Annotated in this window: 18 protein-coding genes; 8 read left to right on the top strand and 10 right to left on the bottom strand. The window is 38.2% G+C overall.

Annotated elements, in window-relative coordinates:
- Positions 1-54: 54 nt before the first annotated feature.
- The gene (locus JMN32_RS12965; protein WP_202856750.1) at positions 55-915 is read left to right on the top strand and encodes a glycosyltransferase family 2 protein; all 861 of its coding nucleotides are present in this window, start codon (positions 55-57) and stop codon (positions 913-915) included.
- Here the strand turns inward: JMN32_RS12965 and rsgA are convergent, their stop codons facing one another.
- From rsgA to JMN32_RS12985, 4 genes are all read right to left on the bottom strand, one after another.
- On the bottom strand, positions 916-1,839 hold the full coding sequence (gene rsgA, locus JMN32_RS12970) for a ribosome small subunit-dependent GTPase A (RefSeq protein ID WP_202856751.1): 924 nt from the start codon (positions 1,837-1,839) through the stop codon (positions 916-918).
- The gene (locus tag JMN32_RS12975; RefSeq protein WP_202856752.1) at positions 1,839-3,080 is read right to left on the bottom strand and encodes a 3-deoxy-D-manno-octulosonic acid transferase; all 1,242 of its coding nucleotides are present in this window, start codon (positions 3,078-3,080) and stop codon (positions 1,839-1,841) included. The genes rsgA and JMN32_RS12975 overlap by 1 nt, the downstream gene beginning before the upstream one ends.
- A gap of 71 nt (positions 3,081-3,151) precedes the next feature.
- Positions 3,152-3,781, bottom strand: a complete 630-nt coding sequence (locus tag JMN32_RS12980) for a peroxiredoxin (RefSeq protein ID WP_202856753.1) — start codon at positions 3,779-3,781, stop codon at positions 3,152-3,154.
- Between the two features lie 32 nt (positions 3,782-3,813).
- On the bottom strand, positions 3,814-4,308 hold the full coding sequence (locus JMN32_RS12985) for a Fur family transcriptional regulator (protein ID WP_317191778.1): 495 nt from the start codon (positions 4,306-4,308) through the stop codon (positions 3,814-3,816).
- Between the two features lie 144 nt (positions 4,309-4,452).
- Between JMN32_RS12985 and JMN32_RS12990 the strand changes: the two genes are divergently transcribed.
- Entirely contained in the window at positions 4,453-5,475 is a 1,023-nt protein-coding gene (locus JMN32_RS12990; protein WP_202856754.1) for a DUF6588 family protein, read from the top strand.
- A 76-nt stretch (positions 5,476-5,551) separates the two neighbouring features.
- On the opposite strand, the gene JMN32_RS12995 is transcribed toward JMN32_RS12990, so the two are convergent.
- On the bottom strand, positions 5,552-6,325 hold the full coding sequence (locus JMN32_RS12995; RefSeq protein ID WP_202856755.1) for an enoyl-CoA hydratase-related protein: 774 nt from the start codon (positions 6,323-6,325) through the stop codon (positions 5,552-5,554).
- A gap of 266 nt (positions 6,326-6,591) precedes the next feature.
- Here JMN32_RS12995 and JMN32_RS13000 point away from each other — a divergent pair, with 266 nt between their 5' ends.
- Entirely contained in the window at positions 6,592-7,083 is a 492-nt protein-coding gene (locus tag JMN32_RS13000) for a low molecular weight protein-tyrosine-phosphatase (protein ID WP_202856756.1), read from the top strand.
- Here the strand turns inward: JMN32_RS13000 and JMN32_RS13005 are convergent.
- Positions 7,080-8,327, bottom strand: coding sequence for an aspartate kinase (locus tag JMN32_RS13005; RefSeq protein WP_202856757.1), 1,248 nt, complete (start codon positions 8,325-8,327; stop codon positions 7,080-7,082). The genes JMN32_RS13000 and JMN32_RS13005 overlap by 4 nt on opposite strands.
- Positions 8,328-8,413: 86 nt before the next feature.
- On the opposite strand from JMN32_RS13005, the gene fbp reads away from it, so the two are divergent.
- On the top strand, positions 8,414-9,406 hold the full coding sequence (fbp, locus tag JMN32_RS13010; protein ID WP_202856758.1) for a class 1 fructose-bisphosphatase: 993 nt from the start codon (positions 8,414-8,416) through the stop codon (positions 9,404-9,406).
- Here the strand turns inward: fbp and JMN32_RS13015 are convergent.
- Genes JMN32_RS13015 through yihA form a run of 3 tightly spaced genes read right to left on the bottom strand, consistent with a single transcriptional unit; the run spans position 9,403 to position 10,809 of the window.
- Positions 9,403-9,714 (bottom strand): hypothetical protein, encoded by a 312-nt coding sequence (locus tag JMN32_RS13015; RefSeq protein ID WP_202856759.1) that lies wholly within the window; start codon positions 9,712-9,714, stop codon positions 9,403-9,405. The genes fbp and JMN32_RS13015 overlap by 4 nt on opposite strands.
- Entirely contained in the window at positions 9,714-10,160 is a 447-nt protein-coding gene (locus JMN32_RS13020; RefSeq protein WP_202856760.1) for a DUF5606 family protein, read from the bottom strand. The genes JMN32_RS13015 and JMN32_RS13020 overlap by 1 nt, the downstream gene beginning before the upstream one ends.
- Positions 10,161-10,209: 49 nt before the next feature.
- Entirely contained in the window at positions 10,210-10,809 is a 600-nt protein-coding gene (gene yihA, locus JMN32_RS13025; RefSeq protein ID WP_202856761.1) for a ribosome biogenesis GTP-binding protein YihA/YsxC, read from the bottom strand.
- 215 nt (positions 10,810-11,024) lie between these two features.
- Between yihA and JMN32_RS13030 the strand changes: the two genes are divergently transcribed.
- The 4 genes from JMN32_RS13030 (at position 11,025) to JMN32_RS13045 (ending at position 15,502) form a co-directional block, all read left to right on the top strand.
- Entirely contained in the window at positions 11,025-13,136 is a 2,112-nt protein-coding gene (locus JMN32_RS13030) for an OmpA family protein (RefSeq protein ID WP_202856762.1), read from the top strand.
- Between the two features lie 201 nt (positions 13,137-13,337).
- Positions 13,338-14,060 (top strand): bifunctional demethylmenaquinone methyltransferase/2-methoxy-6-polyprenyl-1,4-benzoquinol methylase UbiE, encoded by a 723-nt coding sequence (gene ubiE / locus JMN32_RS13035; protein ID WP_202856763.1) that lies wholly within the window; start codon positions 13,338-13,340, stop codon positions 14,058-14,060.
- A complete protein-coding gene (gene porT / locus JMN32_RS13040) occupies positions 14,009-14,746 on the top strand; it encodes a type IX secretion/gliding motility protein PorT/SprT (protein WP_202856764.1) in 738 nt (245 codons plus the stop codon). The genes ubiE and porT overlap by 52 nt, the downstream gene beginning before the upstream one ends.
- Positions 14,747-15,502: an SDR family NAD(P)-dependent oxidoreductase gene (locus JMN32_RS13045; RefSeq protein WP_202856765.1), complete on the top strand. Its 756-nt coding sequence runs from the start codon at positions 14,747-14,749 to the stop codon at positions 15,500-15,502.
- Here JMN32_RS13045 and JMN32_RS13050 read toward each other — a convergent pair.
- Positions 15,497-16,135 (bottom strand): alpha/beta hydrolase, encoded by a 639-nt coding sequence (locus tag JMN32_RS13050; RefSeq protein ID WP_202856766.1) that lies wholly within the window; start codon positions 16,133-16,135, stop codon positions 15,497-15,499. The two genes, JMN32_RS13045 and JMN32_RS13050, sit on opposite strands and share 6 nt — an antisense overlap.
- Between the last annotated feature and the right edge of the window lie 13 nt (positions 16,136-16,148).

Below are 16,148 nucleotides of genomic sequence, written 5' to 3' on the forward strand. Positions count from 1 at the left end.
ATTAACAGGTAAATTTAAAAAATTGGTGTGCCATACTTACTATTTTTGTTCTTTATGCATACACCACTCGTTTCCATCATATGCCTATGTTATAACCACGAAAGGTTTGTTAAAGAAGCAATTCTTTCTGCTCTTGAACAAACCTATGACAATATTGAGGTAATTGTTGTGGATGATGCAAGCACTGATGCCAGCCACGAGGCTATAAATGAAATGGTGCAAGAACACCCGGAAATAAAGTATTTACCTTTACCTGAAAATATTGGGCACTGTGCTGCTTTTAATAAAGGGCTTGAACAGGCTGGAGGGAAATTTATAATTGACCTTGCTGCCGATGATATATTGTACCCGCAAAGGGTAGAAGAAGGTATTAGGGCATTTCAGAGCGTGAATGACACGTATGGGGTGAACTTTAGCAATGCGGAGCGGGTAAGTGAATCTGGAAAGCACATCAGCTTTCATTATCAGATTGATGAGTTTGGACATTCTGTTTCTCCTGTGCCTGAAGGAGATGTGTTTGAGGAGGTAATCAGGCGCTATTTTATATGTTCACCTACGGTAATGTTTAGAAAGGAAGTCATTGATGAAATGGGGGGGTATGATGTGTCACTAGCCTATGAAGACTTTGATTTATGGGTGCGTTCCTCTCGTAACTATAAATATATATATACAGATAAGGTGCTGGTGAAAAAGAGAGTCGTTTTAGGGTCAGCAGGGCAAAGGCAGTTTAAAATGAGAAGTACCTATTTATATTCCACATATAAGGTTTGTAAAAAGATTAGTAAAATGATCCGTAAGGATAGTGAACGAGAGGCTTTAAGGAAAAGACTGAAATACGAAATAACTTTATCAGTCAGGTTATGGAGTTTTGAACTTACCCTTAAGTATTTAAGACTGTTAAAGTCTTTAAAATAATTACCTTCTGTTATCGTCCCCCTCAAGGATGCTTAAGTAGCTAATGTACCTGCTTTCTGATATTTGACCAGCTTCTACAGCCTCTTTAACAGCGCACTTTGGTTCATGAGTATGTTTGCAGTTATGAAATTTGCACTCGGAACGAATAGCCCTCATTTCAGGGAAATAGTCGGATAATTCTTCTGGGCTAATATCAATAATGCCAAGTTCTTTGATTCCTGGGGTATCAATAATAAACGAGTTGTCGTCTAACTTGAACATTTCTGCAAAGGTTGTTGTGTGGACGCCCTTTTGAGCGAAATCAGAAACAGAGCTGGTTTTCTGTTCTATATGAGGTGCTATTAAATTGAGTATGGTCGACTTTCCTACACCGCTATGTCCAGATAAGAGACTTTTTTTGTTATGCAGCAGGTTTTTGAATTCATCCAGCCCTGTATTTTCTGTTGCAGATATTTTTAAACAACTGATACCAATTTTTTCATACATATTGATAATTTGTTCCAAGGCATTAAAGTGCTCTTCTTCAAGTAAGTCAATCTTGTTGAATACCAAAACCTGTGGGATGCGGAATGACTCAGCAGTAACGAGAAAGCGATCAATAAAACCCAGTGAAGTGCGGGGGTATACCAATGTAGCAATAAGTATGGCCTGATCAATATTAGAGGCAATGATATGCCCCTGACTTTGAAGTTTTACCGATTTACGAATGATATAGTTCTCTCTGGGTTTAATCTCCTCGATTATTCCCTGGCCAGGTGCTTCATTATCAATTGCGATTTCAACGTAATCACCAACGGCGATGGGGTTGGTCGTTTTGAACCCTTTTAATCTAAGTTTCCCACGGGTACGACAGGTATAAGTTACATCGTTTTCTCCTAGTACATCATACCACGAACCGGTGGACCTCATTACCAACCCTTTCATTACTTAATAATGGTTTTACAATAGTCAATAATTTTTTTAGTGGCACCTGTGTTATCCTTTACATAACTGGTGTTGATTTGGCTGCCTATGTTGTATGTAGTTTCATCTGAAAAGGCCCTGAATTGAGTTCTAAGTTCATCATAGCCAGCAAGAGCAACGGCGCCACCTAGATTGGTAAGATCAACGGCTTCTCTGAATTTTGTATAGTTTTTATTTCCAAAGAATATGGGTATACCAAAGGTGGCGGGTTCTAGAATATTGTGTAAACCTTGTCCGTACGCTCCACCTACGTAGGCGTAATCGCCATATGCATAGAGGCTGGATAGCATGCCTATGTTATCAATCAAAAGTACATCAAAACTGGAAGAATCATTGAACCCCTTGATCTCTGAGTAGCGAACTACTTTCTTGATCAGATCGCGTTCAATTCTTCCAATAAATTTTTCTTCTATTTCGTGAGGAGCAATAATATACTTGAGATTCGTATCATTGATAAATGGAATGAGTACGTCAAGGTCTTCAGGCCAGCAGCTACCAATGACCATTACTTTTTTTTCGTTTTTAAACCCTGCTACTTCAGGAAGCTCTTTTTTATTTTTACAAATTGTCATTACCCGGTCAAAACGGGTGTCGCCACTTATGGCAGTGTTTGTAATGTCTATAGATTCAAGAAGTTTTAAGGATTTGCTATCCTGAACAAAGAAGTAGGTAAAGTTTTTTAGGATACCCCTGTAGAAACTTCCATACTTTTTAAAAAACAGCTGATTTTCTCTGAAAATAGAAGAGGTTGATAAAAGGGGAATATTCCTTTGCAGAAGCTCTTTCGCATAATGATGCCAGAATTCGTATTTAACAAAAATGGCAATTTTAGGATTGATCAGATCCAGGAATTTTTTAGCGTGTACTTTAGAATCTGTCGGTAAATAAAAAATATAATCTGCACCCGCGTAATTTTTCCTTACCTCATAACCTGAAGGGGAGAAAAAGGTTAGAAATATTTCGTAATGTGGATACTCTTCTTTAAAGGTATCAATTAAAGGTCTTCCTTGCTCAAATTCGCCTAGTGAGGCACAATGAAACCAAGCAATAGGAGCTTTGGATTCTGCTAGAGCTGTTTCGATTCTTTGAAGCAGGTCCTTTCTGCCTTCTACAAAAAGACGTGCCTTTTTATTAAACGGAGCCGCAATGTTGATGATGACATTGTAAAAAAATAGAGAAATATTGTATATGAATTCGCCCATATGTAATGGTACAAAATTAAAAACCCTCTGCAATACAGAGGGTCTTTTTCCCTATTTATTTTCCTGTCGGATTAATTCTTTGAAAGGTACTCAGCTACACCATCTCTAGTGGCAGACATTGCTTCTTTACCTTCTTCCCAGTTAGCAGGGCAAACCTCACCATGCTTTTGTACGTGTTGCCATGCATCAACGATTCTTAACATTTCGTCGATATTTCTTCCCAAAGGAAGGTCATTGATAGTTTCATGTCTTACAATACCATCTTTGTCAATGAAGAACGTTCCTCTATAAGATACAGGAGCACCTTCAAACACAAGATCTCCCTCTTCATTGTAGCTCCAGTCTCCAGCTAGCACGCCATAGTTGCTTGCAACAGTTTTTGAGCTGTCAGCTACTAATGGGTAAGTTACGCCCTCAATTCCACCATTATCTTTAGCTGTCAATAACCAAGCCAGGTGAGTTTCTTCAGTGTCGCAAGAGCAACCTACTACCTGTACACCTCTTTTTTCAAATTCAGCAAGCTTAGACTGAAAAGCGTGGATTTCAGTTGGGCACACGAAAGTGAAATCTTTAGGGTAGAAAAAGAAGATCACTTCTTTTTTACCGATGTAATCAGCTAACGTGAATGACTCAACGATTTCTTCTCCGTTTATTACGGCAGGAGCATTAAATACAGGAGCTTTTTTTCCTACTAGTGACATAGTTTTCAGATCAATTTTTATTTATTCTACATTTATTTAATTAAAACATCTTTTTCAGGATCAATTTTATCTCCATTAATCTGGAGGGTTATATTTTTGATCTTGAGGTTGCTGACCCTTTTATTTTTGAAGAAGCTAAGGATCATGTCATTTAGCTCGTCATCGAAATAGTCAATGATCTCACTTGTATTGGAACAATAGATATGACCATGGTTGTCTAGCTTAGGATCATACCTCATTTGCCCCTCGTTGGTAGAGACCTTAGATAACAAGCCATTATTTACAAATGCTTCTACAGTTTTGTAAACAGTTCCTAGTGAAATGCTAGGGTTGGCATCTTTAATACTTTCATAAATATGCTCAACCGTTGGATGGTTATCCATTTGGAGAACGGTGTTAAGTATCACAATCCGCTGATGTGTTACTTTCAGGCCAGACTCCGAAATTTTATCCTTAATATGTGAATAGCTTAAACTCAAAATGATTCTTAAATAAGAATAATTATCAATTAGGAATTTGTGTTGCAAACATAAGGAGTGATTGATTTAACTGCAAGCATTTGTGAGACTAATTTGGTTACCACTTCTATGGTACTTATATCAAAGAAAGCGCATGGCGCAAGAATTTAATTTTTAAATATTTATATTAGTATCTCACCACAACAAATATTTATGATGAAAAAAATTACGAAACTAATGATGGCGTCGGTCATTGTATTTTTTGGTTTTAATCAGGTGAATGCCCAGAATGATCTTGATCAGCTTCTTGAAGCAGGTATTGAAGATGCCACTATTTTGATTGAGGGCTATGTTGATCCGTTTATGGTAGGTTTCGGGACAGGCTTAAGCAATGGCTGGTATAACACTGCTAAAGCTCATAAGTCTCTGGGGTTTGATCTGACTGTTACTGCAAATGTTGCTTATGTTCCCGATGAGGATATGTTTTTTAATGTGAATGGTCTTAATCTACAAACCGTTGAGCTGGACGATCCCGTTTATTCGGACGGAAATATCCCTACAATGTTTGGACCGGATTCTGATACACCTACATTTAGGGAGATTAATACCGGAGAAACTTTTGAAGGACCAGCTGGTCTTGGTATTAAAGATGAAATTGGTTTTAATGCTGTACCTGTTCCTATGGCACAACTTGGTATTGGTATAGTGAAAAATACCGATTTAAAAATCCGATGGACGCCAGAAGTTGATATAGGTGATGATGGAAAGTTCAAATTATTTGGGTTTGGTGTTATGCATGATGTAAAGCAACATATTCCAGGGTTGAAGAATTTCCCTTTTGACCTTTCTGCATTTATAGGTTATACAAAAATGAAAACAACTATTGATTTCACGAATGGCGATCCTACACTAGATCAAACCGGAGATTTTGAGATTAGAACACTTACCGTTCAAGGGTTGATATCAAAGAAGTTTAGTGTACTTACTTTTTATGGAGGATTGGGATTTAACAGGGTACGTTCTGACCTGGGGCTAAGAGGAGAATATGATATTAACAATGATGGTGATTTTAATGATGCGAATGAGGTGAATCCTATTTCTCTTGAATTCAAATCCGGCGGGCCTCGCATGACACTAGGTATGAGGTTGAAGTTAGCAATACTTACACTACATGCCGATTATACGTTACAAAAGTATAAAACACTATCTTTGGGGGTTGGTTTCAGTGTAAGGTAACCGTTGGTAGTATTACAATAAACGAGGCCTCTCAAAGCATTTTGAGAGGCCTTTTCGTTACTTTTTTGATATATGATTACTTGCCTTTATACTCTGGTTTCCGTTTCTCTACAAATGCCTGCATGCCCTCAGTTTGATCCTCAGAAGCAAAAGTTAAGTAAAAGTTTTTACGTTCAAAGGTAAGTCCTTCATCGAGATGTGTTTCAAATGATCTGTTCACAGATTCCTTGGCAAGTTGAGTTGCTATAGGAGACATCTGTGCAATTTCCCCGGCAAGCTTCACAGCTTCATACATATACATTTCGATCGGTACTACCTTGTTCACAAGTCCATATTGCATAGCCTCTTCTCCAGAAATGAACCTACCAGTAAGAACCAACTCCATAGCTCGAGCTTTGCCAATGGCTTTTGTTAAGCGCTGAGTACCTCCTGCTCCTGGCATTACGCCTATTTTGATCTCTGGCTGTCCAAATTTAGCAGTTTCCGAAGCTATGATCATATCGCAGGTCATGGCCAGTTCGCAGCCACCGCCTAAAGCAAATCCTGAAACAGCGGCAATTAGGGGCTTTTTCGTTTTTCTGATCTGATCCCAGGTACTGAACTGGTCTATTTTGAGCATGTCTACGGCTGATTTTCCTGCCATTTGCTTAATGTCAGCGCCCGCAGCAAAAGCTTTTTCATTGCCCGTAATGATGATGGCTCTCACGCTTTCATCATCGTCGAGCTCTTTCAATGCATCTCTAAGCTCTCCCATCAATTGCAGGTTCAGTGCATTAAGCTCCTTCGGCCTGTTTAGTTCGATAAGGGCAATGTACGGTTTATAGTTAGGGGTTACTTTTATAAATTCCATATTATTAGTTAGCCATTTATTGAAAGCCGCAATAAAAAGAAAAGCCGCCTTTTTTCAAAGGCGGCTCCAACTAACCATACTAAACAGGTGAGTAAAAGTGCTATGTTAACGTTATATACCAGAGAGCTTTTGGAAGTAACCCTTGATTTCTTTCTTTTGTTGAAATTATTGTTATCAAATCGTTGTATTACAATTACCGTTAGAGTAGACGTAAATAAGTTAGATTTATATTGTCACAAGTTGAGCCACATTAATGTTTAAAAGTTATGATAAAAGTCCTTTTTGTATGTTTGGGAAATATTTGCAGATCACCGCTTGCACAGGGGTTATTGGAAAAGAAAATTAAAGAGCTAGGACTCAATGATCAGATGGAAGTTGACTCTTGTGGGACCAGTCAATATCATATAGGTGAACAGCCAGATGGACGGACTGTACAGAATGCGTTAAAAAACGGTATAAAGCTGGAGCATAAAGCGAGACAGTTCTCTAAAAAAGATTTCAGGGTCTTTGATTATATTGTGGCCATGGATAGTGCTAATATGGAATGTATTAGAAGGCTTGATCAAACCCATGAATTTTCTGATAAATTTATGCTCATCAGAGATTTTGATGCAGTAGACAAAGGAGCAGATGTGCCAGATCCCTACTTTGGTGGAGAAGAAGGTTTTCAACAAGTCTTCCTGATTTTACAACGCTCAGTAAACGAGTTTTTAAATCATGTGATACAAAAACATGGACTGAGAGTTTCAGTAAGTTAGGGTGCGATCAAGGCCCTGTAATTATTCCTTGATATTTGCTCTAGCAGTATCCTTTGGTCGGTTCTGTATTTGTTCAGTATTTCCTGAGCATAATTTTTTACGGTTATTAATTTCAGGCCGGTATTGTACCTGATTTCAAAATGAGATTTTAATGAGTCAAGTAATCTTTCTACTTTATTAAACTCATAATCTACTACTATGGAAAAGGAGATGGCTGAGTTTTGCATGATGTTGATTTTCATGTCTATTTCAGATAGACTTTTGAAGATAAGGCTTAGGTTTTCCTCATTAATAAAGGTATAGTCAATAACTTTGAAAGATACCAAGCACTGTTCATTTTTAATAATAATAGTAGGAGGAAGCGTTTCTAGCTTGCAGTCATGTATGATTGTGCCGGGCTTGTCTGGTTGGTCAAAGCTTCGTACATGAAGAGGAATTCCTTTGTTGGCCAGGGGTTTTATGGTTTTGGGATGAATAACTGATGCGCCATAGTAAGTCATCTCGGCGGCTTCTTTATAGGGAAGCTCATCAAATAATATAGCATCAGGAATCACCTTTGGGTCGGCATTCAAAATTCCGGGTACATCCTTCCATACGGTTACAGAGTCAGCAGAGAGGCAGTAGCCGAATATGGCGGCTGTAAAATCAGATCCTTCACGTCCTAATGTAATAGTGAAATTGTTTTTAGATCTTCCTATAAAACCTTGAGTAACAAGTATGTTTTCTTCTGCTTTTTGTGCTATGTCATGTCTTATCAACTCTTCAGTCAGCCTCCAGTCAACTCGTCCTTCTCTGAAGTTGTTATCAGTTCGAATGTATTCCCGGGCATCTAGCCATTCTGTATGGCAGTTCTTCTTGTTAAGGTAAGCGGCAATTATTTTTGTAGATATTAATTCGCCTTTAGAAACAACTTGGTCATAAAGCTGGTTATAGTTGAAGTCTTGATTAAGTTCATGTCTAAGGTCATTGAAAACCGCAGCAATTGTGGTAAAAATATGATCATTAGCCTCAAAAAGTTCTAAACAGATTTTGCGATGGTAGTTATGAATGGCTTCAATATCTTCCTCGAAGTTGCGATTGTTAAGCTTAGCAGCAATTACGGCTTCAAGTGCATTAGTGGTTTTACCCATTGCAGATATCACCACAACCAGTTTATCCTTGGAGTAGTTGTTAATAATGTTACACATGTTTCTGATGGCATCAGCGTTTTTAACGGATGCTCCTCCAAACTTAAATACTTTCATCTCGCAATCGATTGAATAATTATTTTATGCTAAATTTGCCTTAAAATAGCAGTTAAAATTTCACATTATAAAGTCTTTACCAATTTATGGAGGATTCTCGCATAGCCTTACCGATAGGCACAACCTTGGATAGATACATAAAGAAAAAACAAGATGAGTTTCAGTATGCTACCGGTGAATTATCTCAATTGTTGCGTGATATAGCACTTGCAGGAAAAGTAGTGAACAGAGAAATCAATAAAGCAGGTCTTATTAATATTGTGGGGCCTATTGGAGCCCAGAATGTGCAGGGCGAGGACCAACAAAAACTTGATGTGCTAGCCAATATCAGGTTTATCAGAGCGCTTACTAAAGGAGGAGAGGCATGTGCAATTATTTCTGAAGAAGATGAGGAAATTACAGATCTTAATAATGATGGTAAATATGTAATAGCAATTGATCCGCTTGATGGCTCTTCAAATATAGATGTTAATGTATCCATTGGAACTATATTTTCCATATACCGCAGAGTGACTCCGGTAGGGACACCTATTACGAAGGAGGATGTTATGCAAAAGGGTAATGAGCAGGCAGCAGCGGGGTATTTGTTATACGGTTCATCAACCATGCTTGTGTATACTACAGGTCATGGAGTTAATGGGTTTACTTATGAACCTTCTCTTGGTGAGTATTTTCTGTCTCACCCTAATATGAGTATACCGGAAAACGGAAAAATATATTCAATTAATGAAGGATCGTATAGTAGCTTTTCAACTCCAGTTAAAAGCTATGTAAACTTCTGTAAGGAGAACAGCTATTCTGGTAGATACATTGGGTCTCTTGTAGCAGATTTTCATAGAAATCTTTTAAAAGGAGGCATTTACATGTATCCACCTACGGCTGCATCACCGAATGGAAAGCTTAGGTTATTATATGAGTGTAACGCTCTGGCATTTATTGTTGAACAGGCTGGAGGATCAGCATCTACAGGCGAGCAGCGTATCCTTGATTTGCAGCCTGAAGAGCTACATCAACGAACACCATTGTTTATTGGCTCAAAAAATATGGTAAGTAAGGTTGAAGAATTCTATGGAGTCTAACTACTATATTTTCTTCGGGTAATTACTTTTTGAAGTTCTCTCTCAATAATGAGCGTGGTCAGTTTGGGAGCTATATCACTTGGGTTGTCAACAGTTAGTATTTCTTTGACTTTGCTTTCACTAATGTCTATACGATACAGAGCATTGAGTAAGCGGGGCATATCTCTGTCAAGTAAATAGTTAATCACCGGAATCAGTAACTCTTTTAGATCATCTATTGATGTTACTGATTCCGGTAATGCATTTTGATCCAGAGAAAGATCTTTTTTTATTAAACTGACGGTTTGTAGAACGTCGTTTGATAACATTATTCGGACTTTTTCTTTTTGGCTTCCTTCTCAGGCTTCTTTTCTACTTTTTCTTCAAGAAGTTTTGGAGCATTTTCCTTTAGAGCATTATACCAATTAATTACTTTCTTGATATCGGAAACATATACACGCTGAGGATCATAGTCAGGAATGATGTGTTTAATGAAAGCCTTTAATTCATCAGGTGCTGAAGTAGGGGTGACGCCCAGATCATTGTTAAACTCTTTATTTATTTGCCTAAAAACATCTTCAAGTGGCCTTGATCCTTCCTGATCAGTGGTGTAAATAGAAATATCACTCAATACAGAGATTCTTTGGGTGGCACTTGCTACCAGCTTCTGCTTTTTGTCATCCAACGACTCCAGAATAACCCCTGTTCTTGTAGGCTTTACTATTTTGAAAAGACCACCTTTTCCGGCTACAGATGCGATGTCGCTATAATCCATATTATTAATTACTTTTAATTTTTGAACCTCAAAGCTACTTAATATTTTATTATTTACTAGCAGATATCAGGCCATCAATATAATTCAATAGCTCCTCCTTTCCTGTTCCCGTTTGTGATGAAGTGACTAACGAATCAGGAAGTTTCTCCCAGTACTTAAGAAGGTGTTTTTTGTACTTTGCGACAGATGACTGGGTTTTGTTCTTTGATTGTTTGTCAGCCTTCGTAAAGACTATGGCTAAGGGAAGGCCTTGTTCGCCGAGCCAGTTAATGAAATCTACATCTATTGGTTGAGGAGCCAGTCGTGAATCAACTAGCACGAAAATACAGATCAGATTTTTTCGGGTGATCAGGTAGTCATGGATCATTGCTCCCCACTTTTCTTTCTCAGTTTTGGCTACCTTAGCCCAGCCATACCCCGGCAGATCGACTAGGTACCAGCTTTCATTGATAAGAAAGTGATTGATTAATTGTGTCTTTCCCGGCTTTCCAGAAACCTTGGCTAATTTTTTATGGTTGGTTAGCATGTTAATTAGCGATGATTTACCGACATTCGAGCGGCCAATGAAGGCAAATTCAGGAAAATCGGCCTCAGGACATTGGTTATGATTGCTACTACTTGTAACAAAGTCTGCTTTGGTGATTTTCATTATATCGAGATATGGTTACGAAAAATAGAAACATTTAGCTATATTTATTAGCTAATCAGTAACCTTGTATTTTTTTAGTGTTAAAGTAATACTTCAATTCAATTTTAAGTATTATAATTGTTAATTAATAACTGAATAAAGTTTTTTACACATTAATACACTGCTATTTTTTTAACTTAAATATTTTTAAATTGAGCAGCAAATATCATTACAAAATGTATAAACGGCTTAGATTTTTATTTTTTATTGCATTTTTTCTCTGTTGTACATTAAACGTTTTTTCGCAAGTTAGTCCGGAGAATAAGAAATTAGCAGAAGATCTCGTGTTGACGGCAGAGGAGATTATGGCTGCAACTCAGGCCATGGATCAGGCACGTGAAATGTATGTGCAGGCAGTAGAGGCCGATCCAACTAATATAAAGGCAAATTATATGGCTGGTGATTTTCATTTGAGAACTGTTGGAAAGGATCGTGCAGTAAAATACTTTCTTAAAGTATTGGAGCTTGATCCCGATTACCGTTTCGATATTACCTACTGGATAGGTAGAAGCTACCAGTATGGGATGAATTTTGATAAGGCCCTTGCTTATTACAATCAGTATCAGGCTAAACTTATACAGCATGACGGCTACCGAGGACGCGACCGTACAGAACTTCCCGAAGTTGAAAGGCGAATTTATGAGTGCGAAAACGCCATCGAGTTTGTTGCGAATCCAGCGCATTATTCTATTGTAAATGTTGGGAATGCTATTAACTCAGAATATGAAGAATATGCACCCGTGTTGAATGAGGATGAAACAACCATGATATTCACTTCAAGAAGGAAAGAGGGTAACCTTAACCAAAACGTGGATAGGGATAACAAACCTTTTGAGGATATATTTATATCTAAGAAAGTCAACGGGAAATGGGGATCAGCACAAAACATCGGGGATGTTGTTAATACGCCATATCATGGATCAAGCTTAGCACTTTCAGCAGACGGTAATCAACTATTTCTGTATAAAGATGATAACAATGGAGATATTTATGTGTCTGAACGTAAAGATGATGATACCTGGACCTTTCCTCATCCTTTAAGTGAAAATATAAACTCCACCGGTTTTAAGGAAAATGCGGTTTCTATATCACCAGACCAAAGCATATTATTCTTTGCCAGCGATAGACCCGGAGGTCAGGGAGGTATTGATATTTACTACAGTACAAAGGACCGTAATGGAGAATGGGCCAGATCAAAAAACCTTGGTCCCGTAATTAACACATCTTATGACGATGATGGTCCATTTATAGATTATGATGGTAAAACCTTATATTTCAGTAGTCAGGGCCGTAAGGGAATGGGAGGGTACGATCTGTTTAAATCCGTATATGATAGTGCCGCCAATGAATGGAGTGAGCCGGAAAATCTGGGTTTTCCAATTAATACTCCTGATGATGATATTTACTTTGTTAGTACAAAGGATGGTAAGAGGGGTTATTATGCATCGGTAAGAGAAGATGGCTTAGGGTATACTGATATTTACATGGTTACAATTCTACAGGATGGGAAAATTGGGGAGACCGTTGCTTCGAAGAAGGTGGATAAGGAAAAAATAGAAGAACCTGAAGATAATGTTCGTAAAATTGATAAAGTTGAACAGGAAGAGACAAAGCAAGAACAGGTTGAGCAGAAGGAAGTAAAAGAAGTTAAACCTCAACTTCAACCGGTAACAGTTATCGTAACCGTGCTGGACGAGGGTAATCAGCCTGTTGATGCTAAAGTAAGTTTAAGAAGCCTGTCAGATAATGTTGTGGCAGGCAAAAGCAGTAGTGGTACAGGTTCTTATCACTTTAAAATTACAACACCTGATGCCAAGACATACCGATTATCTGTTGAAAAAGAAGGATATGTATTCCAGAACCTGGATATAGCTGTCAGGCCTTCTACAGATCCGCAGGTTATTGAAAGGACAGTAAACCTGAGAAAGCTTCGAATCGGTACGAGGTCAGTTCTTCGCAACATCTACTTTAACTTTGATAAAGCTACTTTTAAAGATGAGTCATATAACGAACTCAATAAGCTGGAGAATATGATGGCTCAGAACCCTGGTATGGAGATCGAAATTTCAGGGCATACTGATGATATAGGAGCAAAGGCCTACAATAAGATATTGTCTCAGAGAAGAGCTAACGCTGTTAAAGATTACCTTGTTAAAAAGGGTATAGACGCCAGAAGGGTAGCAGCGGTAGGCTATGGAGAAGAAAAACCACTAGCTAGTAATGATGATGAGAAAGAAGGCAGAGAGCTGAATAGAAGGGTAGAGTTCAAAGTAATAGGTGGTAAATAAATCATTATACGGGCTGTTTTAAAACTGTTGTTAGTTTTGACACAGCCCGTTCTTACCTTAATATTTTCAAATACTTTTTAGGCTACGTTTAGCTGTTTATTGCAAACTAGAAACCTTTATTAGGAATTACTAATGGGATATAGGATATTTGCAGCAGTTTTAACAAATCCTCCTTGGTAGGGTTATATAATGCAATATGCAATGGCGGTAGTACCATATAAAGAACAGCAGTCGGGTAAAAAGGAGCAGGTAGCTGAAATGTTTAACAGCATCAGCAAGAAATATGATTTTTTAAATCATTTTCTGAGTTTAGGTATAGACATTATCTGGCGGAAAAAGGCTATAAGTTTGCTTAAAAAGGATAGGCCCAAACTTATATTAGATATTGCTACAGGTACGGGCGATTTTGCAATTGAATCGCTCAAACTAAACCCTGATAAGGTTATAGGTGTAGATATCAGTGAGGGCATGCTGAATATGGGACGTGAAAAACTTAAAAAGAGACAGCTCGATAATAAAATTGAACTTCAGTTGGGAGATTCTGAAAAGCTACTATTTGATGACAATAAGTTTGATGCAGCTATCGTTTCTTTTGGTGTAAGGAATTTTGAAGATCTGGAAAAAGGACTAGCTGATATGTACAGAGTGCTTAAGCCAGGAGGGAAGACAGTTATACTTGAATTTTCGAGACCATCGAAATTCCCATTTAAGAACATATATAACTTTTACTTTAAAGCAATTTTACCTAAAATTGGTAGATTGGTTTCGAAAGACAAGGCAGCCTACACTTACTTACCAGAGTCTGTACAGGCTTTTCCTGATGGTGAAAGGTTTTTGGAAATATTAGAAAAAGTAGGTTTTAAAAATACTCAATGCAAGGCCCTAACATTTGGCGTAAGTTCAATATACACTGGCGTAAAGTAGTAATATCGGCATTTATAGTGCTGATTTGCTCTTCTGCGGCGTGGTCGCAACGCCAGGTAGGTATCAATAACCCTAATTATGACGATAGGTTCATCAGTTATGGCTTTTTAATTGGGCTACATACTTCTGCATATCAACTTAAATATTCTGATGAGTTTGTGAGCAGATCACTAGATTCATTATACTCTATTTCGCCCCGTTGGTCAGGAGGGTTTTCATTAGGATTTATTGTCAATATGAGGGTGGCAGACTTCTTGGATGTCAGAGCTTTGCCTACAGTAGCGTTTTATGAGCACTCACTTGAATACCAGAGGTTAGATTTACCTACCATTAATGAACTGGTTGAGACTACTGTTGTAGAACTGCCAATACTTTTAAAGTATAAATCGGAACGTAGGGGAAATGTGAGGATGTATTTTGTCGGGGGTATAAAGCCAGGTTTAGAAGCATCAGGAAAAAATGATGTTGAATCCGTTGGGGACGATAATTTGAGTGTCAGAGAATTTAACATGTCTGTAGATGTTGGTTTTGGTGTGGATTTGTATTATCCTCTATTCAAGTTTTCACCTGAAATACGTTTTTCCCGAGGTATCCAAAATATGTTAGGATCCGCTCAAAATGAATTCAGCGCTGGTATAGACCGGTTAAATACAAATACAATAACACTTTATTTCCTCTTTCAGTAAATGTCAAAACGTATAGCACTTATTACCGGAGCAACTTCAGGCATTGGTTTATCAACTGCCAAAGTGTTGGCTAAAAATGATTTCAATCTTATAATATGTGGAAGAAGAAAGGATCGCCTGCAGGAGTTGGAACAAGAACTAGCTGCATTTTGTGATGTGATCTCTTTATCATTCGACGTAAGGGATAGAGCAGGTGTGGAGGCTTCTGTCAATTCATTGCCTTCTTCATGGAAGCAGATAGATGTCCTGATCAATAATGCAGGGAATGCCCATGGCTTGTCCCCAATTGACCAGGGAAGTATTGATGATTGGGATGCAATGATCGATATTAATGTTAAAGGGCTATTGTATGTGTCTAAGGCTGTTATTTCTGGCATGGTAGAAAGGAAAAGTGGACATATCGTTAACATAGGCTCTATAGCGGGCAAAGAGGTGTATCCTAATGGGAATGTATACTGTGCCTCCAAACATGCTGTAGACGCTATTAATAACGGTATGCGAATGGATTTGAATCAGCATGGCATTAAGGTGACATCTATCAACCCTGGCCTGGTGGAGACAGAGTTTTCAATGGTAAGATTTAAAGGAGATAAGGAGAAGGCTGATAACACTTATAAAGGGATGACACCATTGATGCCCGAAGACATAGCTGAGACCATTCTCTTTGTTGTAACAAGGCCTGCGCATGTAAATATCAGTGATTTGATTATTTTTCCCACGGATCAGGCTAGCTCAACTATTGTAAATCGTTCATAGAAAGATATCCTTAAGAGGAGGAGTTACGATATCATGACCACCCTTGAAGGAAATAACTTTAGGGGATACTCCCAACTTTTTTGAGAGTTCCTTCATTTCATCCATACGCTCTTTGGTTAGAAATGGATCATCTGTGCCATAGACATAGTATATCATTTTATTTGAGAATTGGTGCGAAGCTTTTTCAAAGTCCATGTCAGGGGGGAATATTCCTGCCCACAGAATTAGTTTATCAAATGATATGAGGCTCATTGCTGCCCACCTGGAAGCTGTTGCTGCCCCTTGAGAAAAGCCGATTATTGATGTTTTTATATCTTGCCGGCCTGAGGTAAGCTTTTGATATATGGTGGTGAGGTAGTTGATGTAGTTTTTAATATCGGTAAGTCGTTCTTCTTTAGTCATCCATGTTGCTCCAACTCTGCCGCTGAATCCCGCAAGATAAAACCTGGAAAGCCCTTCTGGTGCTATTATACAAGTTTCATTATTCTGAAGGGCATCAAATTTGCGCATAAAGTACTTGGCCTGCTGGCCATACCCATGAATGACGAAAATAAGCTGTTTTGTATCGGCAGTAATTTCTGCTGACTGGAAATACCTTGCCTCAAATCCAAAGTTGATACACTCTTGTTTCATATTGGGAAAATAA

Source organism: Fulvivirga marina (genome assembly GCF_016775155.1).
Taxonomy (GTDB): domain Bacteria; phylum Bacteroidota; class Bacteroidia; order Cytophagales; family Cyclobacteriaceae; genus Fulvivirga; species Fulvivirga marina.